Origin of the sequence: Vibrio sp. 1CM2L (assembly GCF_023161695.1) — a bacterium.
GTDB classification, from domain to species: Bacteria; Pseudomonadota; Gammaproteobacteria; order Enterobacterales; family Vibrionaceae; genus Vibrio; species Vibrio coralliirubri.
Window position 1 is genome coordinate 21426 of sequence record NZ_JALNTT010000005.1, and the last position, 26227, is coordinate 47652.

Here is a 26227-nt window from a genome sequence, read left to right on the forward strand (position 1 = left end):
GACATGCGTAAACTTGTAGTAGCAATCCTAGTGTCATCTTTAGTCGGCTGTTCGATGGGACATAGAGATCCTGTTGAGATTAAAGAGTCTTTAAACGAATCAATTAATGAAGCCAATAGCAGAGCGCTTCATGAGCTGCCTTCGTCGGTTCAAGATGACCTTATGCCTCAGCTTAATTCTGACTCTATGTCTCCGGGTATGGAAACGGTTAAGCGTTTCCGTATTCAGGCAAAAGGCGTTGAAGCGAGAACCTTTTTTGCAAGCCTAGTGAAAGGTACGGAGTATAGCGCGGCTATTCACCCAAGTGTGTCTGGAAACCTTACGCTTAATCTAACTGACGTGACGTTAGATGAGGTACTGGCTGTTGCTCAAGATATGTATGGCTACGATATTGAAAAGCGTGGCAAAGTGATTCAAGTGTATCCTGCCGGTCTTCGCACCGTAACTATCCCTGTCGATTACTTACAAGTTAAGCGTTCTGGTCGCTCACTAACGACGATCACCACAGGCACGATCTCTAACTCAGATTCGAATTCATCGAGCTCTTCAAATTCGAATTCGAACTCAAACTCGTCAAATTCATCTAACTCTTCTAATTCATCAAACTCGACATCGAATGGTGGTACAGAGATTGAAACGACCTCTGAAAGTGATTTTTGGCCACAGCTTGAAGCGGCGGTTGCTCACTTAATTGGTTCGGGTGATGGGCAAAGCGTTGTCGTGACCCCGCAAGCGAGTGTGATTACAGTGCGTGCTTACCCGGATGAAATTCGTGAGGTTCGAGAGTTCTTAGGTATTTCTCAAAAACGCCTGCAGCGTCAAGTGATCCTAGAAGCCAAAATCATGGAAGTAACCTTGAGTGATGGTTACCAACAAGGTATTAGCTGGTCTAATTTATCTAAATCTATTGGCAGTGGTGGTGTGGTTATCGACCGACCAGGTGGAACATTGCCTCCATTAGATGCGATCAGCTCTTTGTTAGGCGGACAAACCAACGTAACGATCTCAGATGGCAGTTTCGAAGCGGTATTGAGCTTTATGGATACTCAAGGTGACTTGAACGTTCTATCAAGCCCACGAGTCACAGCGGCAAACAACCAGAAAGCAGTTATCAAAGTGGGTACTGACGAATACTACGTGACGGATTTATCTAGCGCGGTAGGCAGTGGTGATAACGCGAACGTCGCACCTGAGGTTGAGTTAACTCCATTCTTCTCTGGTATCTCTTTAGATGTGACCCCTCAGATAGACGATAAAGGCAGTGTGTTCTTACATGTTCACCCCGCTGTTATCGAAGTAGAGGAAGAAGTGAAAGAGCTCAATCTAGGTTCAACAACTGGCATCGTGCAACTTCCTTTAGCGAAAAGTTCTATTCGTGAGTCTGACTCAGTGATTCGAGCACGAGACGGCGATGTGGTTGTTATTGGTGGTTTGATGAAATCCAACACCAGTGATGTGACCTCTAAAGTTCCATTCCTCGGTGATATTCCAGCCTTAGGTCATTTGTTCCGTAATACCAATCAGTTAACGCAAAAAACTGAGCTAGTGATCTTGCTTAAGCCAACGATCGTGGGTGTGAATACTTGGCAAAATGAGTTGGAGCGTTCACGTGATCTTCTTCAACAGTGGTTCCCTGATGAAGAGTAATTGCTTACTTTCTCAATATAGAGTGGCAGTGTCTCACTAAGCTAGGTCGTCGTATGTATCAAGCTCACTTTGGTTTTGAACAACTGCCATTTACCTTAACGCCGAATACCGATTTCTTTTATGGTTTAGCGCCTCATTTTGAAGCGATTCAGACGGTAATCTCGGCGTTGGAAATGGGCGAGGGCGTGATTAAGGTGACCGGAGAGGTCGGCACTGGAAAAACCATGGTTTGCCGGATGTTGGTCAATCACCTACATGACTGTACAGCTCTGATCTACTTACCAAACCCTGTGTTATCAGGGGCAGACTTGCGCCAGGCGGTTGCTACAGAGCTTGGTTTAGCTGTCGATAATGAAGCAACCTTGGTTGATAACATTCAGCACAAGCTTATTGAGTTACACAATTCAGGTTTAAGAGTAGTGGCTATTCTTGATGAAGCTCAGGCTCTATCAGATGAAGCTCTCGAAACATTAAGGTTGTTTGGTAACCTTGAAACGGAAGATAAAAAACTGCTGCAGATTGTTCTATTAGGTCAGCCAGAATTGGATGCTCGATTAGAGGCTTACCACCTAAGGCAGTTTCGCCAAAGAATCACATTTAGTTCGACACTGAGACCGCTGACTCTCGATGAAACGGTGGCGTATATTGATAATCGGATTGCTAAATCTGGTGGTAGCCCTGAGTTATTCAGCTTGAATCAAAAAAAGGCGATCTGTCGTTCGTCGTTAGGTATCCCTAGATTGATAAACCAACTTTGCCACAAGGCTCTATTGCTTTCGTTCAGTGAAGATAAGAAAAGTATCGACAACCAACATCTGTTTTCTGCTATGCATGAAACGTACGATGTGTGTAAGCCTAAATTTAAAACGCCAATACTGTGGGGTTGGAATTAATTATGAGCGTCATTAACAACGCCTTGTCTGAATTGGCAAAGAAAAAATCAGCGACTTCGATTGAAGCGGCAGTCGTACCTAAAGTAAAAACGTGTTCCCCATTGGTTTGGGTAGTTGCAGGATTTACTTTGAGCTTAGCGATGGGCGGCTGGGCGATATCGCAAGGCCCAGTGATTGAGCCGTCTATTGTTGCGCAGTCAATCTCAACTCGAGATCTACAAGTTCAAGTTTCTGTCGTTGATGGTTCAAATGGCATTCAGGAAGTTGCTCAACCTATCTCATCACCAACTAAGAAACTGGTGACGCTAGACTCTGCGAGCCTTTTAACAGAACATTCCGTGATGGCAAAAAGCGTTCAAGTTAAGCCCGATGTTTCCGAATCAGTTGTTATGTCTGCCCCAAAAGCGACAAAACAACAAATACCAACTAAACCTCTAAGCACGCCTAAAACGACTGATACTGAAGTTCCCCAACCGATTTACGTTGCGAGTGTGGAAAAAAAAGACCCTGCGTCTATCTCTAATGAGCCTGTCGCCTCTGGAGGTTCAGAAAATAGCGGAATGTTGATCGAGCAGGTTGAGTTAACTCCGGAACAGCTATCTGTGAATGCACAAGGTCGAGCTCAGAAAGCGCTTGATGCGAATGATCTTACTGGTGCGTTGAAGGGTTACACTGAAGCTCTACGCTACACGCCACGAAATGAAGATGTTCGCCAGAAACTTGCGATTCTCTATTTTGGTAAAGGCGATACTCGCAAAGCCTATGAGCTTTATCAGTCTGGTATCAAGCTCAACATCAATAGTGAAAAACTGCGTTTAGGGTTATCAAAACTGCTGGTAAAAGCAAATCAATCAGAAGCGGCTTTAAGTCCGTTAATACATTTACCACCGAACGCTACTCAAAATTACTTGGCGATGCGTGCGGCGCTGAGTCAAAAGTCTCAGCAAGAAGAAGTGGCATTGGAAAGTTACCAAAAGTTGGTTGAGGTCGATTCAGATAATGCTCGCTGGTGGTTGGGCTTAGCGATTCAGCAAGAACGTCAACTCGATTTCACAGCCGCTAAAGCGTCATACCAAGGTGCGTTAACCAGAGTCGGTATCTCATCTCAATCACAAAGCTTTGTGCGTGACCGGTTAAAAATACTCAATGCTTTAGAGGAGAGCGGCGATGCAAATTAGATTAAGAAAAAGACTTGGTGATTTGCTTGTCGAAGAAGGCATTATCACTGAGGATCAAGTTGAACAAGCACTGGCCGCTCAGAAAAGTACTGGGCGTAAGCTCGGTGATGCGCTAATTGAGCTTGGCTTCTTGTCAGAACAGCAAATGCTGAGCTTTTTGTCGCAGCAGTTAGCGATTCCTCTTATTGATTTAAGCCGAGCCGTTGTCGATGTTGAAGCAGTACAGCTTTTGCCAGAAGTACATGCTCGTCGCCTTCGTGCATTGGTTATTGGACGCCAAGGTGACACTTTGCGTGTGGCAATGAGTGACCCAGCCGATCTGTTTGCCCAAGAGTCTTTGCTTGGTCAGCTCGGCGATTACGCGCTTGAATTCGTTGTTGCTCAAGAAAGGCAATTGGTTGATGGCTTCGATCGCTATTATCGAAGAACCAAAGAGATTGCCTCGTTTGCTGAGCAACTTCACGCTGAACACCAAGTTAATGATGCCTTTGATTTCGATATCGCTGAAGAAGACAGTGATGAAGTAACCGTCGTTAAGCTGATCAACTCACTATTTGAAGATGCTATTCAGGTTGGTGCTTCGGATATCCATATCGAGCCAGACTCAAACGTATTGCGTCTTCGTCAGCGTATTGATGGTGTGCTGCATGAAACACTGCTGAATGAAGTGAATATTGCTTCAGCACTTGTACTGCGCTTGAAGCTGATGGCAAACCTCGATATTTCAGAGAAACGTCTTCCTCAAGACGGCCGATTTAATATCCGAGCTAAAGGTCAGTCGGTTGATATTCGTATGTCCACTATGCCGGTACAGCACGGTGAATCAGTAGTTATGCGTCTTCTTAACCAATCAGCGGGCCTACGTAAACTAGAAGAGTCGGGCATACCGAGTGATCTGTTGGTTCGTCTGCGTCAACAATTGCGCCGTCCACATGGCATGATTTTGGTTACCGGCCCAACCGGCTCAGGTAAAACAACAACCTTATACGGCGCGTTAAGTGAATTAAACGAACCGGGTAAAAAGATCATTACTGCGGAAGACCCGGTGGAATACCGCCTACCTCGTGTGAATCAAGTTCAGGTAAACCCTAAGATCAATCTCGATTTCTCTACTATCTTGAGAACCTTTCTACGTCAGGATCCCGATATTATTCTTATCGGTGAGATGCGTGACCACGAAACCGTTGAGATAGGCTTGAGAGCTGCACTGACCGGTCACTTAGTATTAAGTACGCTGCATACCAATGATGCAGTAGACAGTGCGTTGCGTATGATGGATATGGGTGCTCCAGGTTACTTGGTGGCGAGCGCCGTTCGAGCAGTAGTCGCACAGCGATTAGTTCGTAAAGTGTGTACCGATTGTAAGGTTGAGGATGAGTTAGATGAACCTCGCAAGCAGTGGCTGAGCGTCCGTTTCCCTAACCAAGTAGGTGTGCCGTTTATGAAAGGCCGTGGTTGCCAGAACTGTAACTTAACCGGTTACCGCGGGCGAATTGGTGTATTTGAAATGTTGGAGCTAGAGCAAAACATGATGGATGCACTAAGAGCCAATGATGCGGTTGGTTTTGCTCAAACGGCTAGACAGTCTGAAAACTACAAACCGTTACTGGCTTCTGCGATGGAATTGGCTCTGCAAGGTGTCGTGAGTCTTGATGAGATAATGCATCTTGGCGAAGGCGATGCGTCCGGTGCCACTGACCCAATTTATTTGTAGGGGTAGAATGATATGCCAACGTATCGTTATGTAGGTCGCAGCTCTGATGGTAGCCAAGTAAGTGGGCAATTAGACGCGAATAACGAAGATCTTGCTGCTGAAAGCTTGATGAGCAAAGGGATCATTCCAACCTCTATCAAACTGGGCAAAAGTGGTGGTTCAGTCTTAGATATGGATGTATCGAGCCTGTTCTCTCCGAATGTTCCGCTTGAAGTCTTGGTTCTGTTTTGTCGACAGTTATACAGCCTAACCAAAGCGGGTGTACCACTATTAAGATCGATGAAAGGCCTAACTCAAAACTGTGAAAATAAGCAGCTGAAAGCCGCCTTAGAAGAAGTGGTTGCAGAGTTAACTAATGGTCGTGGGTTAGCGGCGTCAATGCAGATGCACCCAAAGGTATTCAGCCCGTTGTTCGTCTCGATGATTGGTGTTGGTGAAAACACAGGTCGTCTAGATCAGGCATTGCTGCAATTAGCTGGATATTACGAACAGGAAGTTGAGACTCGCAAACGAATTAAGACTGCGATGCGTTACCCAACATTCGTGATCAGTTTTATCTTGATCGCAATGTTTATTCTTAACATCAAGGTTATTCCACAGTTCTCAAGCATGTTTGCGCGCTTTGGTGTCGACTTACCACTGCCTACTCGTATCTTGATTGGTATGTCTGAGTTCTTTGTGAATTACTGGGGCTTAATGCTTGGCGTGATCTTTGGTCTTATCTTTGCTTTTAAAGCCTGGGTTAAGACAGACAAAGGGCTAGAGAAATGGGATCGGTTGCGCTTAAAAATGCCGGTCATTGGTGGAGTAGTGAATCGAGCACTATTGTCACGCTTCTCGCGTACTTTTGCTTTGATGCTAAAAGCCGGTGTTCCACTAAACCAGTCGCTAGCGTTATCGGCGGAAGCCTTAGATAACCGTTTTCTAGAGTTGCGAGTTCAAGCGATGAAGTCGGCCATTGAAGCCGGTAGTACGGTTTCATCGACCGCGATTAACAGCGAAATTTTCACACCGCTCGTGATACAAATGATTTCAGTTGGTGAAGAGACGGGACGTATTGATGAGCTCTTACTTGAAGTGGCTGATTTTTATGACCGCGAAGTTGATTACGATCTGAAAACCCTAACCGCTAGAATTGAACCCATTTTGTTAACCATCGTTGCGGGCATGGTGCTGATTTTGGCACTAGGTATCTTCTTGCCGATGTGGGGAATGTTGGATGCGATCAAAGGCTAGGGAATGCTAAATAACCTACAACGCTCACGTTTTGTTATTTGGACAGTGGTTATTCTTTTTCTTATTGTCGGTGTGCTTTCGGCATTCAAAACGGTAGAAGAAGAAGCGACTAACACGGCATTTATCGTCGCGAGCAAGCGGATTTTAGAGCAAGCCAATTTGTTCAAACAACAATATTTGTTATCGGGTGCTGGGCAAGAAGAAGGCTCGGAAGCCCCAAAAATCTACAGCAGAACTGGATGGGTAATGCCTATCCAAGGCTCAGAGCGAGACTGTAACTATTGGCTGGATCAATTATATCCTCAAGGGAGTATTTTAGGGCTAAGCTCTCCAAGTGTTGAGGATAAAAGTGATAACATACAGTTTCACTGCATTTATCATTATACTGATAAATATCAGATAGATATATTACTCGAAAGAGAAAGGTTTAGTGTGAAAGCCAATATTTTGGCTTTGTGAAAATATTGACAGTTTTTTTATGGTTTTATACGAGCGCGAATGTATAATGCGCGTTAATAATTAGATGAGTAGGTAGAAAATGCTTAAGAATCAAAAGGGTTTCTCCCTTGTCGAATTAGTCATAGTGATCGTAGTCGTTGGTTTATTGGCGGTTGCCGCCCTACCTCGCTTCTTAGATGTGACAGATGAAGCCAAGAAATCAAGCATTGAAGGCGTTGCTGGTGGTTTTGCGACAGCAGTACTGTCGGCAAGAGCACAGTGGGAAGCAGGAGCTAGGCCATCAGAGAAGATAGGTGTTGAAACATACAATACTGTAAACTATGATGGTGTTGATTTTTGGTTAACAAGATCAAAGAACAGTAACAAGGTCGAGACCGACTTTCGTGATGGCTATCCGTGGACTCTGAACAATAATTCGAGCACTGCTCCACAAGATATTTCAGATGAAACATGTTCTGAGTTGATGGAAAACTTGCTGCAAAATCCACCTAAAGTAGGTGCGGTTTCAGATGTCGCTAATGACTCAAATTACAAATATTCAGCGCAAGCGAATTCAGGTGATGCAACCTGTACTTACGTTCAATTAGAAGGTAGTACCGAGCATGAATTTGTTTACGAAATTAAAACTGGTCGTGTGACCGTAACTTTGCAGTAAGTCTGCGTAAAATTAAACATAGAGAGAGCTTAACTATGAAAAGACAAGGCGGTTTCACCCTAATCGAACTAGTGGTTGTAATTGTTATTCTAGGTATTCTTGCTGTAACTGCGGCACCTCGTTTCCTAAACCTGCAAGATGATGCGAAGGAATCAGCACTTCAAGGTTTAGCTGGTGCTATGAATGGTGCTTCGGGTATTGTATTTGGTAAAGCAGCCATTGAAGGTCAGGAAACTTCAAGCACTGCCGTTGACGTTGAAGATGTTGAAACTATTTGGGGTTACCCAACTGCTACATCTGAAGGTATTGCGGCGGCTATCGATATGGATGGCTTTGTGTACATGGCCAACGGTGGTAATACGGCTGGAGCTGTAGTTGATTATGGCTTTGAAGGCTATACAACACAATGTGTGCGCTATACTGCCGCAACATCAGCAGCACAAGCAACTGCGCGTGTTGTGGATGGTGTCTCTGAGGGCAATACAACCGTATGCCAGTAAGATAAATTGTTATTTTAAGGCCAGCTCCTGCTGGCCTTTTTTCTATCTACGACACATAAATATCAAAACTATTCATATACATAAGATCATCAGTTTCGTTATCTTGTATAATCAGTATTCGCTAGGCAGTTAGAGGCTCATTATGGATAACAGCCCCCCACCCAAAGGCTTTACCCTTGTAGAGCTGATCATTGTTATCATTATCCTTGCTATCGTATCTATTACAGCTGTATCACGTATGTCGGGTCGAAGTAGCTTTGAACTCTACGCTTTGCAAGATCAAGCCATCTCAGTTGTAAGGCAAGTTCAAGTCAATCGAATGCAATCAAATATTGATTCGTCATCACCTCTAGATCAAGCTAACTTTCAACTATCTGCCAATGGTAATTGTTTAGGCTCTCCTAATGCGTGCTCTTCTGATGAAAATACAGAACCAAGAAGTGATCGTGTGATGGATGACGGATACTCTTTCGAATACCAGCCAAACCTCACCGAGAATATTCTTGAATTTGATCTCCTTGGTAACCCTTTATTTGCAGCTTCCGCCGGAGTAGGCATCGCAATCAGTGAACAAGGAAACACTAGTAACCGTGTTTGGGTATGTATCAATGAACAAGGATTCGTTTCTGCTGAAATAGGAGGGTGTTGATAATGACAGCCAATGCCAAAGGATTCACTTTAATTGAATCAGTGATTGTAATCGTCTTACTGGGGTTTGCGGCGCTTACATTATCCTCTTTTTTAGCTCCGCAATCTGCTCAAACGAGCGACGCAAGTTATTATAATCGAGCTTCAGCTTTGGGAAGCAGCGTTATGTCTCGGTTATTGGCGCAAAGTTATAGTGATATTGATGCGTTTAATGGCGAGACGGATCTCAGCAATCTAATACAAGACGCCTCTACTTATACAAACTTTCAAATAGAGGTTGCTGTAGAGCCTGTATCCGGGGCTGCTAGTAATCTTAAATCTGTCATTGTCGAAATTACCGCAAGCTCGCAGCCAACAGTGTCTTTTAATGCTTTTAAGGGGAACTATTGATGCGAATGAAAGGCTTTACATTGATCGAACTGATTTTAGCCATCGTTGTATCTAGCATTCTGTTGCTCGGTTTAGCTAATTTCACGGAAGTGGGTGTAAAAGGTTATTTTGGTACGGTAGAACGTTATCGCTTACAAACTGAAGCCAATTTTGTTATTGAAAAAATATCGCGTGAGATGAGACATGCGGTGCCTAACTTATTCCCTTCAGCAGTATCCAGCGGTTGTGTATCTTTCTATCCGATTTTAGATTCAGGCTTCTATGTTGTTTCTGGGGCAGATATCAATTTTTTAGTAAGCGATTCAGGTAGTGATATTCAATCACTGCAAAATTTATCAATGGTTATCAACCCAACGCGCCCTTACAAAGAAATTAGTAAGATCGATAATGTATTTCCACTAACTAATATTGGCCAAGCTACTGGCACTGGTGTGTCGGGAGCTGCGTTCACTTTAGCTGGCCAAGCTAGTGAGTTGGTTGGAGGGTCTGTGAGTAATAGGCATTATATTTTTGACGATGATAATTCTGTTGAATACTGCTTTTCTGGCGATAATTTTTTAACAAGAGCCAATGGTGGAGCGCCAGTTATCATTAGTGATAAATTAAATGTTGCTCAAAGTTCCCTTTTATATTCTCCGGCTACGGTTCAGCAAAACGGAATTGTAGATCTAACCCTTACATTTACTGTTAATGATGAAACCACGACCTTTGAACAAGAAGTGCAGGTGCTCAATGTCCCGTAATTATCAACAGCGTGGTAGCGCACTTATCATTGTTATTTTTGTCATTGTTATTGTTGGGTTTCTCGCCACAAGTTTAACCCGCACTAGTTGGTCAACTCACGATACTAATACACGCTCTGTTATGGGGACTCAAGCTTGGCTATTAAGCCATTCAGTCAATGAGTATGTTATGACTCAGTTTTATCCTGACCCAGATCCTACGGCTTCGTCAGCGGTATCTTCTTTATGTAAAGAAGAAATGTCTCCCGATATTAACAATTTTGCTGAAACTTTAGTTGAAAGTGCGACGGTCTCTTGTGAACTACACCGGTTGGAGTGTGAGAGTCGTGGTCAGTTAGGTGGTATGAGTTTTTATATTCTTGAGTCTTCGGTAGTTTGTGGGTCTGGTGTGAGCCAAGTGGAGCGTAATCAAGAACTTTGGGTGAAGGAGTAGTTAATGTATCAATTAAAGATATATGTAGGTACAAACAGCACTAGATTTTTGTTTTTGGTCTTAGCCTTCATAGTATTCTTGTTTTTTTCATATTCAGTCTCTGCTGGGACAACATATGTATTCCCGAATGATACTGGATATTGTCAAGGAAACTGGGTTTCGAGTCAGAATCGTTGTAACGGCAAGATATACTTGGCTGAGGGTGACAGTATAGTCAATTCTACCGGTGCTCCTGTTACCATTACTTCAAATAGTGATATTCAAATAGAAGACAGCCAAATAGGTAGTTCAGACGCTCCAATCAATTTTGTAGCAAATAAAGGGATAACCACTGATAAGGGGCAATCTGTAATCTATGGCAATTTAACTGCTAAGAACGATATTGTTCTCAAAGGTGCTGTGGTCTGTGATGGTCAAGTTGTATCTACACATGATGATGTGAAGTTGGAACCCGACTTTGGAGGGAGCTATATATTTTCATCTACTCGAGCAATTAAGGCTGATGATGACGCAATTGTAAAAGGCTCATCTATTTGTGGGCGAGTGGTTGCTGATGATAAAGAGTATGAGAGCTCTGATTTTTATTGTGGGATCGATGATGCTAACTGTAATTACTCAAATAGAAACTGTCCTGTGGATACTTATCAATCACTTTGTAACATTACTAATCCGCCTGAGTTAGAAGACGTATCCTATGAGTTTGGGTCTATTGAAGGGATGGATTGTACTCATGGTTGTAACTTGTTGTTCCAAAAACAATATGACAATCCAATTGTATTTTTAATGTCGACTATCGATCCTGATGATATCGTGAATAGCGTACCAACAAAGGCTAGTGTTGCGACTATTTGGGATTCGAAGAAAGGTGCAACAATTGAGAGTGAATCGGCTGAGAGTTATAGCTCAACAGATCGAATGTCACCGATTTATTATTTTGTTACCGAACCCGGAAGGCTAACATTTTACGATCACAATGGTTCCAAGGTTTATGGTGAAGCTGGCAATATCATAACTTCTAAGGCTCAATGCAAAGGCAATGCTTGTGGCAGTTCTGATTGGGAAACCGTTTCATACCAGGGCGGTGATATTGCAAACCCTGTGATTATGGCTCAAGTTCAAGGTAAGGATCGAGACTGGGCGACGACTGCTATTTCTGGTTTAACTAACCAAAAATTCAAGCTTGCTTTAGAACGTGGTCGACAAGGGCCAACTTCTTCAGCTAAGAAAATCGCTTATTTAGCTGTCCCTACTTTTTCAGGTCAGGACGAATCTAAATCATCAAAAATTGAGTTTTTTCAAGCTCCGGGTACTTACAACCAGAAAATCGAAATAGAACCAGATAAATCTATTGGTTGGTCATGCCTGAATAATGAAATATCACTACATCAAAGTTTTAATAAGTTTGGTGTTATTGCTAATAAGCAAACCCGAAATGGTGGTGATGGTGGTTGGTTACGGTATTGTAAGCAGTATGTGAGTGGAGGAGTGTCGCAATTTACATTCGCATTTGATGAGGATGCTACTTCTCTTAGTACTCGTAAACATGGTGCTTATGAATCAGTAGGCTATTTCGCATTTGAAATTCCCGAGGTCGAGATTCCGGTTAACGTGTGTAACTTGTTTCCGGAACCAATCCAAAGCTGGACTGGAGTGAATAGCGAACTTACTGTCACTAACAACTCGGTTCGTTTTTTGGGTTGGTCTGACGATTATATATCTCGATATCTAAATACTAAGTCTGATGACTACCAATTCTATGATGACTCCCCGAGTTTGCGTCATGCAATGCAGCAATACTTAATGTTAGGTTTCGATCATGCGAATTATGACACATTAGATAAAATATATAACAACCCTATTTGTGATGGGCAATACGGTTGCGATCTTGGAAACAATGATTCATTGAATAGTTTGCGTAAAGTCGACGGTGCAAATGTCGTTTCTGTGCCAACACAAACACCTAGTGATTCACTTATTTTAAACGCTGGTAATGACAACATAGCCCTTTCATGTGGCGCTGGTTCATCGTTATGTTCATATCAAGAAAGTGGGCGAAATGTTGAAGTTACTATAGAGAAAAACCTTGCTAGTTTGACGCTTAATAAGTGGGGTTCTGATTATAATGTTGTTCGAGTGAAGCTTAAGGACGGCATTTATATTTCAAACTTAAACATATCAAACGGTAGTGATGTTGAGTTAGTTATCCCTAAGCTATCTTCAGTAACATTTGGCTCGTTTAAATACAGCTCAGGATCGACTCAATTTATTTTTGAGTCAGGAAGTCAACTCAATGTCATTGATGAAATTCGTTTCTCAAATAGAGTTGAAATATCTTCGGAAGATGCCTATCCAATAATCTATGCACCAGATGCTAAAGTGATCTTTGAAGGAAGTAACTCGATATTTAAAGGGTTTATTCTTGCGGATTACCTTGAATTAAACCAATCCTCAGTCGAAGGTGCAGTAACGGCACGAACGACCCAATTTAATTCTAACGTAACTATTAATAAGCCTGACTACAGCTGTCCACTTCCTCCACTTCCAACTGGTTCTCTTGTCGTGACCCCAAAATATTCGCATGTTCTAACTTGTGAGGTCGCTGAAGTTGAGTTTAAAGTCGTAGATGATGATGGCAAGGTGATTAGCACCGTTCAAGATAACTTCACTGCATCACATACACCAAATTCTACTGGAAAGTGGTGTGAAGATGAGAATGGAACCAGTTGCTCTACATCTTTGGGGGACTACCAAAGTCACTTTGTGAATGGGCAAAAAACTTTGTACTTATCTTCACCTAAATTAGATAGTTATAATGTCAGTGGTACTTGGAATGGTGATTTAGAAACGGCTGCATCAAAAATTAATTTTGTACCTTATAAGTTCGATGTTGATGAACAGTTTGTTGTGGCTGGGGATGATTACCTCGTGACGGCAAAGGTATCCTCTTGTAATTCGCAAGATTCTTCTTTATCACAAGATTATGTAGGCACCCCTAAAGTTAGTTTAGGTATCGTTCAACCTGCGAACGGAAATAGTGCGAGAACCTTATTAGATTATACGCCTGATTTTGAGGTGAGTGATAACGGTGAAACAACCGACACACTTTCGATTCAAGAGTCAGGTCAGTTCAAAGTAACTCTGACCGACAGCACCTTTGATTGTAGTGAGATGTCGGGTTGCCCTGAGAGTGGTATTGATAAACTTTCTGGTAGTTTTTTTGTGAATTCTCGTCCTTGGCAATTTGCGATTTGTACGGGCAGCAATTCTGATGGTAACAGCAGTGGTGGGAATGCGTTTGTTGCAGCGGGGGAAGAGTTTGACGTGTTTGCTAAACCAATTCGATTCACGAGTGATGCAAGCCAGCAATGTAATAATAGCTTGGTAACACAAAATTATTTGCTTTCTGCAGGTGCAGTGGGTGCAACTCATACATTAGATACACCTAGTAACAGCGGTGCAGTATTAGGTAGCTTAGAGCCGACTAGTCAACTAACTCAATCTAGCTCCGATATAGTACTTGCTGATAATGGCTATAAGTTTAAGAACTTAGAATATTCAGAAGTGGGTAGTTTTAATTTTACAGTTACAGAAAGTCCTGACAGCTTTTACGGTGGGATTCTTGAAGGGTTCTCTGGAGCTAAATCGATAGGTCGCTTTTATCCTAAGTATTTCCAAGTTATTGGCCAAAGTTGGGAATACGCTGGTGCCCAAACATTCAATTATATGAACCAGAACTTTGAGCAAGTTACTTTTGACGTCGAAGCATTATCTAAAGAAGTGTCTATTAATGGTGGAGCTGAAGTCCCCCAATCAGTGCACAATTACCAATATTTTGATTCAAAGTTACAAACGAGTTTTTCCTTGTATGAGAGTGAGTTGGCAACACGCTTCATTTCACCAAGTTTTGGGGATGGGGTTTGGAGTGGAACCAATCAGAGCGTTGGTCACTTTTCAGTTAATTTGTCAGGAGAGTGCGGAGGAAGCAGCAGCTTCTGTGTAATTAAAGCAGATACTGGAGTGGGGTATGAAGATGGACCATACAATCTAAATGAACGAGTCTCTGGAGATATCACAGACATTAGGTTAGCGATTGAAGATAACATTGACCCAGTTGAGTTTTGGAGTGGTGGTGACCAGCTTTTAAAAGAACCAGATATCCGTTTTGGTCGAATAGATCTCGATGATGTTGGAGGAAACTCTGGAGCGATAATCGCTATTCCATTAAGAGCTGAATATTGGAACGGCAGTCAATTCGTTGTTAACGAAGACGATAGCACAACAAATGTCGTAGCTTCTACTAGCGCCAGTAGCGTAATTTGGTCTGTGGACGACAGCACGACAACTACAGCAACCTTGGATAATGGTGGCGTTGTTTCTGACGGAGAGTCGCGTGATCTTACCGCTTCTCAGGGTGAAGATGTTAGTACCCGTGAGCAAGTTAGATTATGGCAAAGTATGAGTACGACGCCATGGCTGAGATATAACTGGGACAGTGATGAAGTTTCGGATGACGCTAATGGAGAGCAGGAGCCCTCCACCGTCGTCACATTTGGCATCTACCGTGGTAACGATCGTGTGATCTACCGAGGTGAAAGTGGCTTAACAGGTCAGTAATAATATAATTTTTGCCCCTTAAGTTAGGAATCTGTAAGAAATTGCGGGTTTCAGTCCATGTTTGTACTTCAATGCCTTGCCGTAACAGCAAGGCATTGGTACATTTAGTGCAATTTTTGTCTTCTAATTCTTGCAGGATGAGCGAAGAATATGTTTAAAAAACTTCGTGGCATGTTTTCAAACGACCTATCGATTGATTTAGGTACAGCCAATACCCTTATTTATGTAAAAGGCCAAGGCATTGTTCTTGATGAGCCTTCCGTTGTAGCTATTCGCCAAGATCGTGCGGGTTCTGCAAAGAGTGTCGCTGCTGTTGGTCACGCTGCTAAGCAAATGCTTGGTCGTACGCCTGGTAACATCTCAGCGATCCGTCCGATGAAAGACGGTGTAATTGCCGACTTTTACGTAACGGAAAAAATGCTTCAGCACTTCATCAAACAAGTGCATGACAACAGTGTGCTTAAACCAAGTCCTCGTGTTTTGGTTTGTGTACCTTGTGGTTCAACGCAGGTTGAGCGTCGTGCTATCCGTGAATCAGCTCTCGGTGCTGGTGCTCGTGAGGTTTACCTAATCGATGAGCCAATGGCCGCTGCGATTGGTGCAGGCCTACGTGTTTCTGAGCCAACAGGTTCAATGGTTGTTGATATCGGTGGTGGTACTACTGAAGTTGCAGTTATCTCACTAAACGGTGTGGTTTACTCGTCTTCTGTACGTATCGGTGGTGACCGTTTTGATGAAGCGATCATCAACTACGTTCGTCGTAACTACGGCAGCCTGATCGGTGAAGCGACAGCAGAGAAGATCAAACACGAAATCGGTTCAGCTTACCCTGGCGATGAAGTCGAAGAGATCGAAGTACGTGGTCGTAACCTTGCTGAAGGTGTGCCTCGTAGCTTTAGCCTAAACTCAAACGAAATCCTTGAAGCACTTCAAGAGCCTCTATCTGGCATCGTATCTGCAGTGATGGTTGCACTTGAACAGTGTCCACCAGAGCTGGCTTCTGATATCTCAGAAAACGGTATGGTACTAACAGGTGGTGGTGCACTGCTTAAAGACCTTGATCGTCTGCTAACTGAAGAAACAGGTATCCCTGTTGTTGTTGCAGAAGAGCCATTAACGTGTGTTGCTCTAGGTGGCGGTAAAGCGCTAGAGATGATCGACATGCACGGCGGCGATCTGTTCAGCGAAGAATAATATCTAGTGTTAGGCTCTTTTCTTATCTAGTTTTATGTAAAGAGCCTAGGACCTTGTCTATAGGATCAAATGTAGCTCTAGGACCAAATATAGAATGAAGCCAATTTTTGGTAGAGGTCCCTCTCTACAATTGCGCCTGTTTTTTGCTGTAATTTTATCAGCCAGCCTTATGCTGGCTGATAGTCGTTTAGATGCTTTCTCAAATGTTCGCTATCTATTAAACAGCATGGTTGCGCCTATTCAATATGCAGCCAACTTGCCTCGCACTATGTTCGATGGTGTTTACGACCGTTTTAGCACTCGCAAAGGGTTAATTGAATCCAACCATAATATTAAACGAGAAGTCTTGCGTCTGAAGAGCGAGCTGATTCTGCTTGAGCAATATCAAGAAGAAAACAAGCGCCTTCGTAAGCTGTTGGGGTCTCCGTTTATCCGTGATGAGAAGAAAGTCGTTACAGAAGTTATGGCGGTGGACACTTCACCATATCGTCATCAAGTCGTGATCGACAAAGGTCAGATTGATGGGGTGTATGAAGGTCAACCGGTGATCAACGAAAAAGGCATCGTCGGCCAAGTCACTTTCGTTGCTGCTCATAACAGTCGCGTTCTACTACTGACTGATGCAAACAATGCGATCCCTGTGCAGGTTATTCGTAATGACATCCGTGTGATTGCTTCGGGCAATGGCATGATTGATGAGATCCAACTAGAGCACATTCCAACCAGTACCGATATACAAGAAGAAGATCTTTTGGTGACATCGGGTCTTGGTGGTGTATATCCAGAAGGTTATCCAGTCGCCTATGTTACTGCCGTTGATTACGACCCGAAACGTGAATTCGCTGTGATTAAAGCAGAACCTGTGGTTGAGTTCGATAAGCTCAGATACCTGCTGCTTGTATGGCCTGATGAAAACAAACAGATGCAAGCGGATCAATCGAGCATAGAACAAGCATTGTTAGAGGGCGAAGATGGCCAATAGCGTTTTGAGAAGCAAGGTAGTGATTTTCTGCTCATTTTTAATAGCACTGATTCTGCAGACGATTCCTTGGCCTGGTAGCTTAGATTTATTTAGACCCTCTTGGTTACTGCTGGTTACGTGTTACTGGGTTTTGGCTCTACCGCATCGTGTTAACGTGGGTAGTGCTTTGATTCTAGGCTTATTGTGGGACCTTTTGATCGGCTCTACTCTGGGTATTCGAGGCATGATGATGGCAATAGTGATGTACATTATTGCGATGAACTTCCTCGTCATTCGTAACATGGCGTTATGGCAGCAAGCGATGATCATTGCCGCGTTAACGGTCTTGTTTGAGGTATTGATCTTCTTTGGTGAATATTTGATCCAAGATGTTGTTTTCAATCCGTTATCGTTATGGAGCGCATTGATAAACTGTATACTTTGGCCTTGGATGTTTTTATTGATGAGACGCGTGCGTCGCCATTGGCATGTGAGGTAGCGTGACGATGGAAAAGAAACATTTAGTTTTGGCATCCGGTTCTCCGCGCCGCAAAGAATTGCTATCTCAACTCGGTTATGAGTTCTCTGTCCTCGTAACCGATGTTGAAGAGTGTAAACACGCTCAAGAAACCGTCGAAGAATATGTTAAGCGACTATCTTTAGATAAAGCTTTAGCTGCGTTGTCTTTATTGAAAGATAACCCTTCTGAAAGGCAGCATGTCGTTCCTAGTTCTGATACTGTAGTTCTTGGTTCTGACACAGTCGTCGTAAGCCAAGGGCAAGTGCTTGAGAAGCCGACTAATTTTGCTGACTCTAAGCGCATGCTTACTCAGTTAGCGAATGAACGTCACCAAGTGATGACGGCGGTTTCTGTGGTTTCAGAAGAAAAACAAAGAACAGAAATCATTATTACCGACGTATGGTTTAAACCCCTCAGTGAAAAAGAAATAGAACAATACTGGCAAACAGGGGAGCCATGCGATAAAGCCGGTAGCTATGGGATCCAAGGTTTGGGCGGACGCTTTGTCACCCGAATCGAAGGTAGTTATTACGCCGTTGTCGGCTTACCTTTATTTGAAACGGACCAGCTACTGCAAGAATTCTTATAATTACTAATCTGAGGTGCACCATGAGTGCTGAATTGTTGCTGAACGTGACCCCGAGTGAAACTCGTGTGGCCATGATTGAAGGGGGAGCTCTTCAAGAGATCCATGTCGAACGAGATGCTCGACGCGGTATCGTAGGAAATATCTATAAAGGACGTGTAAGCCGTGTTCTTCCGGGAATGCAGGCGGCTTTTGTGGATATAGGCCTTGAGAAAGCAGCTTTTTTACACGCCTCTGATATTGTCCCACACACTGAATGTGTCGCTGAAAACGAAAAGAAGCAATTTCAGGTTCGTGATATTTCGGAGCTTGTTCGTCAAGGGCAAGACATTGTGGTGCAAGTGGTCAAAGACCCTCTAGGCACTAAAGGTGCCCGCTTAACCACTGATATCACTCTGCCGTCTCGCTATTTGGTATTTATGCCGGGCGCAAGTCATGTTGGTGTATCTCAACGTATCGACAGCGAGTCTGAACGTAACCGTCTTAAAAAAGTCGTGTCTCGTTACTGTGACGAACACGGTGGCTTCATCATCCGCACAGCTGCAGAAGGTGCAGACTCAAATGAGTTGGCACAAGATGCCGCATTCTTGAAGCGATTATGGCTAAAAGTATTAGAGCGTCGTGGTAAGCACAAGGCGCGTACTCGTTTGTATGGTGAGCTTTGCTTAAGCCAGCGTATCTTGCGTGACTTCGTCGGTACTGAACTGAGCAAGATTCAGGTCGATTCTCGCCTAGAATATGAAAACCTAAAAGAGTTTACCTCTGAATATGTGCCTGAGCTGACAGACAAGCTTGAGCTGTATGAAGGTGATAAGCCTATCTTTGATATGTACGATACCGAGAACGAAATTCAGCGTTCATTGGATCGTAAAGTCGAATTAAAGTCTGGTGGATATCTGATTATCGACCAAACTGAAGCGATGACCACGGTTGATATCAACACTGGCGCGTTTGTTGGTCGTCGTAATCTAGAAGAGACGATTTTCAACACCAATGTAGAAGCGACTCAAGCGATTGCTCGTCAGCTGCGTCTACGTAACTTAGGTGGCATCATCATTATCGACTTTATTGATATGTTGTCTGAGGAACATCGTAAGCGAGTACTAACTTCTTTAGAGGCTGCGCTCGACAAAGACCGTGTGAAAACCAATATTAATGGCTTCACGCAGCTTGGTTTGGTTGAGATGACTCGTAAACGTACTCGTGAAAGTATTGAGCATATCCTGTGTTCGAGCTGTCCTGCTTGTGAAGGCCGCGGCAGTGTGAAGACAGTTGAAACCGTTTGTTATGAAATTCTTCGAGAGATCACGCGAGTGAACCGTGCGTATGACGCCGATAAATTTGTGGTCTATGCGGCAGCTGCCGTAGCTGAGGCGTTAGAGGGCGATGAATCTCATGCGCTTGCGGAGCTTGAAGTCTTTATTGGTAAGCAAGTTAAAATCCAGGCTGAGCCTCTGTACATACAAGAGCAGTTTGATGTTGTTATGATGTAATGGAAATTTTGTGAGCTCAAGCGTTACTCTGATTCTACGTGCATGTTTATGGTTAGTGGTTACTCTCTTAGTAACGCTAGCCATTGCCGTTACTACACTGCGTGTAGCCTTGCCCAATTTAAACAAGTATCAATCTGAAATTGAGCTTTGGGTAAACCAACACTCCGGTTTTGATTTTTCGATTCAAGACGTGGGCGGTTTTTGGCGTAACACTCACCCCTCTATTGCTCTGCAAGGCGTTAAAGCCAGCCTTCCCAATGCGGAAGATGTGAGCTTTTCTGTCGAGCGTGTTGAAGTCGAGTTTGACTTGATTCAATCGGTCGTACAGATGCGTCCAGTTGTGGCCGACTTGGTCATGAATCAAATGTATCTTGATATTCGCTCAATTGATCTGTTTGCCGGACAAAACGGCACAGACGAACCTAAAGATCCCGGTTCCTCCAAGCGAGTGATACAAGAGCTCGATAATTTACTTCTGAAAACTTTGGTGGATGTGACCGCCAAAGATTCCACTCTTTTGTATCGCACTATCTCTGATGAAGAACGTCAGCTTGATATTGAAACTCTCAAATGGCAAAACTCAGGTAAACATCACCTTGCGGAAGGTGTCGTAAGTATTAAAGATGCCAATCTAAACTCTTTGTCAGTGAGCGCTAACTTTATTGATGGCGGCTCGTTAACTGATATGACGGGTGAATTTTATGTCAGTGCCGACAGTATCTCGGTTAAGCCTTGGTTAACTCGTTATATGCAGGCGGAATCCGGCATTGAAACGGGTACTGTGAGCTTGAATAGCTGGCTTACGCTGCGCAATAGCAAACCAGTAAGCGCTTATGTTGAGGTTTTACCCTCAGAATTGACGTGGAACGAAGATGGCGAGCATGACCTCATGCTTGAGTCCGGTGTCTTTAAGCTGTCCCCGACGGATGATGGCTGGCAAGTAAATGGTCACTCACTAAATCTTAGAACGGATGACACACCTTGGCCGGAACTGGACGTAGCGTTCAAGTGGAACCAAGGTCCATGGCAACTCAACGTTTCCGAGCTGGATATTGCGACCATTACTCCGTTGATTAAGCTGCTGCCTGACTCTGAACAATCAACCAAAATGATTAACGTATTGGCACCGGGCGGTTCTGTTTCTGATATTCGTGTCTCTATGGATTCAGGAGTCGACAGTTTACGTTATTCAGCCAGCTTTTCTGATCTTGCTATCGAGCAGTGGGAATTAGTCCCGGGTTTTAGCCAAGTGTCCGGCAGTGTGTTTGGTTCGGCTTCGGAAGCGAAAGCTAGCCTGCACGTTATTGATGATGTGTTCCCTTATGGTGATGTTTTCCAAGCGCCTTTGAATATCAAACAAGGTCAGGTTGATATTGTCTGGCAACAAGATGAAAACGGCTGGAAACTGTGGTCGGACAAAATCACAGCTGCCACTCCCGATTTACAAGTACTCGGCGCATTCCGCTTAGACTTTCCAAAAGATGCGAGCCCGTTTTTATCCTTCTACGGCGAAGCGGACGCTTACAATGTCGGTGAAACATGGCGCTACTTACCTACACTGGCCCTTGGACAAGATCTAACTGATTACCTTTCAACTGCGATTCAAGCAGGTAAAGCGGACACCGTAAAACTGTTGTGGCATGGTGATTTGTCTCAATACCCATACACTAACCACGATGGTATTTTCCAGGTTTGGGTTGGCTTAGAAGATGCGAAATTCAGCTTTGATACCGCTTGGCCACTGATTACTGACCTTCAGCTTGATCTGTTGTTTGAAAATGATGCGATGCATCTGGATTCTCGTTCCGCTCAATTGATGGATGTAACGGCAGATCGAATCACTGGACGCATTCCTTATTTAGGGGAAGGCGGCCATATTGAGATTGAAGCTAAAGCAACGGCGTCAGGCAATGCAGTGCGCGATTACATGACGTCTTCGCCACTGGTGGGTTCGGTAGGCGCAGCCTTAACCGCACTTCAAGTGAGTGGTGATGTCTCTTCTGAGTTCCAGCTGAATATTCCGTTTGATTCTGAAAAAGAAGCAAGAGCGTGGGGTTATGCCGACTTAAGTGGCAACCATGTTGAGATTGAAGCGCCGCCAATGGTGCTTGAGAACACTACGGGTCGCATTGAATTTGATAATGACGTAGTTACGGCAAATGGCCTCGCTGCAGACTTGCTTAACCAAGGTATCTCGCTTGATTTTAAAGGCCTGAATGATGGTCCTGGCTATGCAGTTGATATTGATGTGTTAGGTGATTGGGACGTTAAGCCTCTAGAACCTTACATTGGTGAGCAATGGTTAAGTCGCTTGTCAGGTCATGCGCAATGGCAAAGCCAGATTGATATCCAACTTAATGATATCGGCTTTACTTACCAACTTGATTTACAGTCTGATCTAAAATACTTGGCGAGTGATTACCCATATCCATTGGAGAAAAAATCATTAGAAAGTGGCTCTGCAAGGCTACAGGCATCGGGTAACCAAGAGACGATTACCGCGCGTCTGCAATTGCCAAACACCAAGTACCAAGCTGAGATTGATATTACAGGTGATGTTCCTGAGTTAACGGCGACCAACTTAGTGCTCGGTCGCGGTGGCTACAAAATTAGCCCGGTAGTTGGCCATCACGCCCTGATTCGTACAGACAAATTTAATGCCGATGATTGGTTATCGGTTGTGATGGAACCGGTTAAGCCTTCAACGGCTGTACTTAGCCAAATGAACACGCCAACCATTCCAGCGCCAAGCCGTATTACCTTTGAGAGTAAAGAGCTTATCTTGAGTGGTATCTCTTGGAATGATGTCGATTTTAGTGCTCGTAAGAACAAACAAGCGTGGCAAATGGAAGTGTCTAGCCAAGAGCTGGAAGGGGATATTAACTACCTGCCTCCTTATGATTTGACGGTTTCATTGGATCGTCTGCATCTGTTTGTTCCTGAGTGGAGTGATAAGAACAACCAAGATCAGCAGCTGCTGCAACGTAAAGAACAAGCTGCGCCATTGATCTCCAAATTGGATAGAGAGATCCACGATGCGATGCCAAACCTGACCCTGACGCTGAACGACTTTTGGCTGCAAGGCTACAAGGTGGGTAAGGTCGATGTTGAAATGACGAGGAACGAAGACCGTATCGAGTGGAACAAAATCCAGGTGCGAAGCGGCGGTAACAAAGCGGATGTGAGTGGCTGGTGGGAACTGCAAGGTGACAAGAGTCATTCATCGTTAACCGTTGATGTTGAAGGTGAAAACAACAGCGAACTTATGGAGCGCTTTGGTATTACTTCCGGTATTCAAAAAGCGCCATTTGCGTTGGAAGGTCAACTAAATTGGGACGGTTCGCCTTGGGGGATCAAAATGGATACCCTTGATGGCAACGTTAAAACTAAGTTTGGTAAAGGCATTATCTCGGATGTGAGCGGCGCAGCTCGATTGCTTGGTCTGTTTAGCCTAGATTCGATCATCCGTAAGATGCAGCTCGATTTCTCAGACGTGTTTGATAAAGGTATGGCCTTCAACAGCATCACCGGAACGGGCGAGATTCAAAATGGCATCTTCCTGACCAATGATCTGAATATGGATGCGGTCGCCGGTGAGATGAAAATCAAAGGCATCGCTAACCTGAACACGCGTCAGGTCGATGCTGAGGTGAACTTCACCCCAGATATTACCTCGGGTATTCCCGTATTAACGGCCTTTGCGGTAACCCCTCAAACGGCGCTGTACGTATTGGCGGTGACCACGGTTATTTCGCCAGTGGTTGAAGTCTTTACCCAAGTTAATTATTCGGTGAAAGGGCCGCTAGATTCACCTACGGTGAGCGAGCTTTCTCGTAGTTCTGGCGAGTTCCAGCTACCAGAGAAGTTGAGAAAATTAGCCGAATAGAGCTTAAATTAGCCGAAAAGACCTTAGTATCCTGATCAGCGAATATACGGTGAAATACTGATTTCTGAATCATAATGAATGGAGGAGCGATACACATGGATTGTGTTGGGTTGATTCAAATGACATCTGGCCCTAGCCCTGAATTGAACTTTGAGTACTTTGCTCAAGAAGTAGCAAAGTGCAAAGAGTTGGGGGCTAAGTGGGTTGTATGCCCTGAAAACGCGTTAGTTTTTGGCAGTAAAGCCGACTATCACCAGTGTGCTGAGCCTGTAAATGATGGCCCACTGCAAAAGAAAATCTCTGAGCTAGCAAAGCTTCATAGAATTTGGATCGTCATTGGTAGCATGCCGATAAGCACAACTAACGGCGTGACGACCACAACCTTGGTGATCGATGATTTTGGTTGCCTCGTTGCTCATTACGACAAGCTACACATGTTTGATGTGGATGTCGCTGACGCACATAAGTGTTATCGAGAGTCAGATATTTTCACTCCGGGCAACCAAGTTGTGACAGCGGAAACGCCTTTTGGTCGCTTAGGTTTGAGTATTTGTTATGATGTGCGCTTTCCACACTTGTATTCAGAGTTACGTAAGCAAGGGGCACAAATCATTGTGGTGCCTGCGGCTTTTACAGCGGTAACAGGTCAAGCGCACTGGGAAGCACTGTTAAGATGCCGCGCGATTGAAACACAGTCGTGGATTGTCGCGGTAGGTCAAGGCGGAAAACACCCTTGCCAAAGAGAAACATGGGGACACTCAATGGTGGTTGATCCATGGGGACGAGTGGTCGCACAGTTAGACCAAGATCCTAAAAGTATGGTGGTTGAGATAGACACATCCAGTTGCGAGTCCATTAGGCAAAATATGCCGATCGCGCAACACTCTCGATTTACCAATCAATTTTAATTACAAACAAGAGCCATCTATGAGCATTAATCAAATTGAAGAAGCGCTACTGAACCCGACAGGGCTTACGGAGCAAAATATCGCAGATACATTGGCGAGCATTGCTACCCGCCAAATTGATTATGCTGATATCTACTTTCAGTCAAGCTGGCACGAATCTTTAGTGCTAGAAGACAGCATTATTAAAGACGGCTCTTTCAATATCGATTGCGGTGTTGGTGTTCGTGCAGTATCTGGTGAAAAGACCGGTTTTGCTTACTCTGACCAAATCCAACTGGATGGTCTGAAGCAGAGCGCAATTGCGGCTCGTGGTATCGCTAAACAAGGTCAAAACGGCAAGGTTCAAGCGTTCAAACGCAACTCTAACCAAGCTTACTATGATGCAGTTAACCCGCTAGCGAGCTGGGAAAAACAGCAGAAAACAGAATTACTAAAATCATTAGATGCTTACATTCGCACTAAAGAGCCGATGGTGACTGAAGTATCGGTGAGCCTAAGTGGTGTGCATGAGCAGATGCTGGTTGCTGCGACTGATGGTACTTACGCTGGTGATATTCGTCCGTTGGTTCGCCTGTCTATTAGCGTACTTGCACAGAAGGGTGATCGTCGTGAGCGTGGTAGCGCTGGTGGTGGTGGCCGTTTTGGTTACGACTTCTTCTTAAGTGATGACAAAGGCACTCAAGTTGCTTACCAATTTGCGGATGAAGCGATTCGCCAAGCCTTAGTTAACCTTGAAGCGGTTGCTGCGCCTGCTGGAGCAATGCCTGTGGTTCTTGGTTCTGGTTGGCCGGGCGTTCTGCTGCATGAAGCGGTAGGCCACGGTTTAGAAGGCGACTTTAACCGTAAAGAGTCGTCAGTATTCTCTGGCAAAGTTGGCGAACAAGTTACCTCAAGCCTTTGTACGATTGTCGATGACGGCACATTAACGGATCTACGCGGTTCATTGAACGTCGATGATGAAGGTGTTAACGGTCAGTACAATACGCTAATCGAAAACGGCATCCTAAAAGGTTACATGCAAGATAAGCTGAACGCTCGTCTAATGGGTGTAGCACCAACAGGTAATGGTCGTCGTGAGTCTTACGCGCATCTTCCAATGCCACGTATGACGAATACATACATGCTACCGGGCGAACACACGCCGGAAGAGATCATCGCAACCGTTGAGAAAGGTATCTACGCACCGAACTTCGGTGGTGGTCAGGTTGATATCACATCAGGTAAGTTTGTATTCTCAGCGTCTGAAGCGTACATGATTGAAAATGGCAAGATCACTCACCCAGTGAAAGGCGCGACGCTAATCGGTTCTGGTATCGAAGCAATGCAGCAAGTGTCTATGGTCGGTAACGACCTAAGCATCGACCGTGGTGTGGGTGTGTGTGGTAAGGCTGGCCAAAGTGTACCAGTGGGTGTTGGTCAACCAACATTGAAACTAGACTCGCTAACCGTTGGTGGTACTGAGTAATTCAGACTAACCTCTGCCGACTTACTTCAAAATATTAAATTGAAAAGCGCCTCCAATGTGAGGCGCTTTTTGTTTTTAGATTGCTGATTCAGTGAGCGTATAGA

General features: G+C 44.2%; 21 protein-coding genes. All 21 read left to right on the top strand.

From position 1 onward, the window contains the following. Positions 1-3: 3 nt before the first annotated feature. Positions 4-1647, top strand: a complete 1644-nt coding sequence (gene mshL / locus MSG34_RS17055; RefSeq protein ID WP_050622247.1) for a pilus (MSHA type) biogenesis protein MshL — start codon at positions 4-6, stop codon at positions 1645-1647. 53 nt (positions 1648-1700) lie between these two features. Next, positions 1701-2540, top strand: coding sequence for an AAA family ATPase (locus tag MSG34_RS17060; RefSeq protein ID WP_050622248.1), 840 nt, complete (start codon positions 1701-1703; stop codon positions 2538-2540). 2 nt (positions 2541-2542) lie between these two features. Next, the gene (locus tag MSG34_RS17065) at positions 2543-3718 is read left to right on the top strand and encodes an MSHA biogenesis protein MshN (RefSeq protein WP_248338733.1); all 1176 of its coding nucleotides are present in this window, start codon (positions 2543-2545) and stop codon (positions 3716-3718) included. After that, positions 3708-5432 (top strand): GspE/PulE family protein, encoded by a 1725-nt coding sequence (locus MSG34_RS17070; RefSeq protein ID WP_248338735.1) that lies wholly within the window; start codon positions 3708-3710, stop codon positions 5430-5432. The genes MSG34_RS17065 and MSG34_RS17070 overlap by 11 nt, the downstream gene beginning before the upstream one ends. Before the next feature lie 12 nt (positions 5433-5444). Beyond that, a complete protein-coding gene (locus MSG34_RS17075; protein ID WP_048609623.1) occupies positions 5445-6668 on the top strand; it encodes a type II secretion system F family protein in 1224 nt (407 codons plus the stop codon). 3 nt (positions 6669-6671) lie between these two features. Beyond that, on the top strand, positions 6672-7127 hold the full coding sequence (locus MSG34_RS17080) for a hypothetical protein (RefSeq protein WP_048614831.1): 456 nt from the start codon (positions 6672-6674) through the stop codon (positions 7125-7127). A 79-nt stretch (positions 7128-7206) separates the two neighbouring features. Next, positions 7207-7782 (top strand): prepilin-type N-terminal cleavage/methylation domain-containing protein, encoded by a 576-nt coding sequence (locus MSG34_RS17085; protein ID WP_248338737.1) that lies wholly within the window; start codon positions 7207-7209, stop codon positions 7780-7782. A 35-nt stretch (positions 7783-7817) separates the two neighbouring features. Beyond that, entirely contained in the window at positions 7818-8282 is a 465-nt protein-coding gene (locus MSG34_RS17090; RefSeq protein WP_248338740.1) for a prepilin-type N-terminal cleavage/methylation domain-containing protein, read from the top strand. A 142-nt stretch (positions 8283-8424) separates the two neighbouring features. Beyond that, positions 8425-8931 carry a prepilin-type N-terminal cleavage/methylation domain-containing protein gene (locus tag MSG34_RS17095; RefSeq protein WP_248338742.1) on the top strand — a complete coding sequence of 169 codons (507 nt, stop codon included), beginning with the start codon at positions 8425-8427 and terminating at the stop codon, positions 8929-8931. Positions 8932-8933: 2 nt separating this feature from the next. Then, positions 8934-9320, top strand: a complete 387-nt coding sequence (locus MSG34_RS17100; protein ID WP_248338744.1) for a type II secretion system protein — start codon at positions 8934-8936, stop codon at positions 9318-9320. Then, the gene (locus MSG34_RS17105; protein ID WP_248338746.1) at positions 9320-10063 is read left to right on the top strand and encodes a prepilin-type N-terminal cleavage/methylation domain-containing protein; all 744 of its coding nucleotides are present in this window, start codon (positions 9320-9322) and stop codon (positions 10061-10063) included. The genes MSG34_RS17100 and MSG34_RS17105 overlap by 1 nt, the downstream gene beginning before the upstream one ends. Beyond that, complete coding sequence (locus tag MSG34_RS17110) at positions 10053-10496, top strand: MSHA biogenesis protein MshP (protein WP_248338748.1); 444 nt, start codon at positions 10053-10055, stop codon at positions 10494-10496. Before MSG34_RS17105 ends, MSG34_RS17110 begins: the two co-directional genes overlap by 11 nt. 3 nt (positions 10497-10499) lie before the next feature. Further along, on the top strand, positions 10500-15110 hold the full coding sequence (locus MSG34_RS17115; RefSeq protein WP_248338750.1) for a DUF6701 domain-containing protein: 4611 nt from the start codon (positions 10500-10502) through the stop codon (positions 15108-15110). A 150-nt stretch (positions 15111-15260) separates the two neighbouring features. Further along, a complete protein-coding gene (locus tag MSG34_RS17120) occupies positions 15261-16304 on the top strand; it encodes a rod shape-determining protein (protein ID WP_017062957.1) in 1044 nt (347 codons plus the stop codon). A gap of 94 nt (positions 16305-16398) precedes the next feature. Further along, positions 16399-17286: a rod shape-determining protein MreC gene (mreC, locus tag MSG34_RS17125; protein WP_004735927.1), complete on the top strand. Its 888-nt coding sequence runs from the start codon at positions 16399-16401 to the stop codon at positions 17284-17286. Beyond that, entirely contained in the window at positions 17276-17764 is a 489-nt protein-coding gene (gene mreD, locus MSG34_RS17130; RefSeq protein WP_017061361.1) for a rod shape-determining protein MreD, read from the top strand. The genes mreC and mreD overlap by 11 nt, the downstream gene beginning before the upstream one ends. Before the next feature lie 7 nt (positions 17765-17771). Continuing rightward, the gene (locus MSG34_RS17135; RefSeq protein ID WP_248338752.1) at positions 17772-18374 is read left to right on the top strand and encodes a Maf family protein; all 603 of its coding nucleotides are present in this window, start codon (positions 17772-17774) and stop codon (positions 18372-18374) included. 20 nt (positions 18375-18394) lie between these two features. Continuing rightward, a complete protein-coding gene (gene rng / locus MSG34_RS17140; protein ID WP_017061363.1) occupies positions 18395-19864 on the top strand; it encodes a ribonuclease G in 1470 nt (489 codons plus the stop codon). Between the two features lie 10 nt (positions 19865-19874). Continuing rightward, positions 19875-23750, top strand: a complete 3876-nt coding sequence (locus MSG34_RS17145) for a YhdP family protein (protein ID WP_248338754.1) — start codon at positions 19875-19877, stop codon at positions 23748-23750. Between the two features lie 95 nt (positions 23751-23845). Next, the gene (locus MSG34_RS17150) at positions 23846-24658 is read left to right on the top strand and encodes a carbon-nitrogen hydrolase family protein (RefSeq protein ID WP_248338756.1); all 813 of its coding nucleotides are present in this window, start codon (positions 23846-23848) and stop codon (positions 24656-24658) included. 19 nt (positions 24659-24677) lie between these two features. Then, complete coding sequence (gene tldD, locus MSG34_RS17155; protein ID WP_017061366.1) at positions 24678-26123, top strand: metalloprotease TldD; 1446 nt, start codon at positions 24678-24680, stop codon at positions 26121-26123. Positions 26124-26227: the final 104 nt, after the last annotated feature.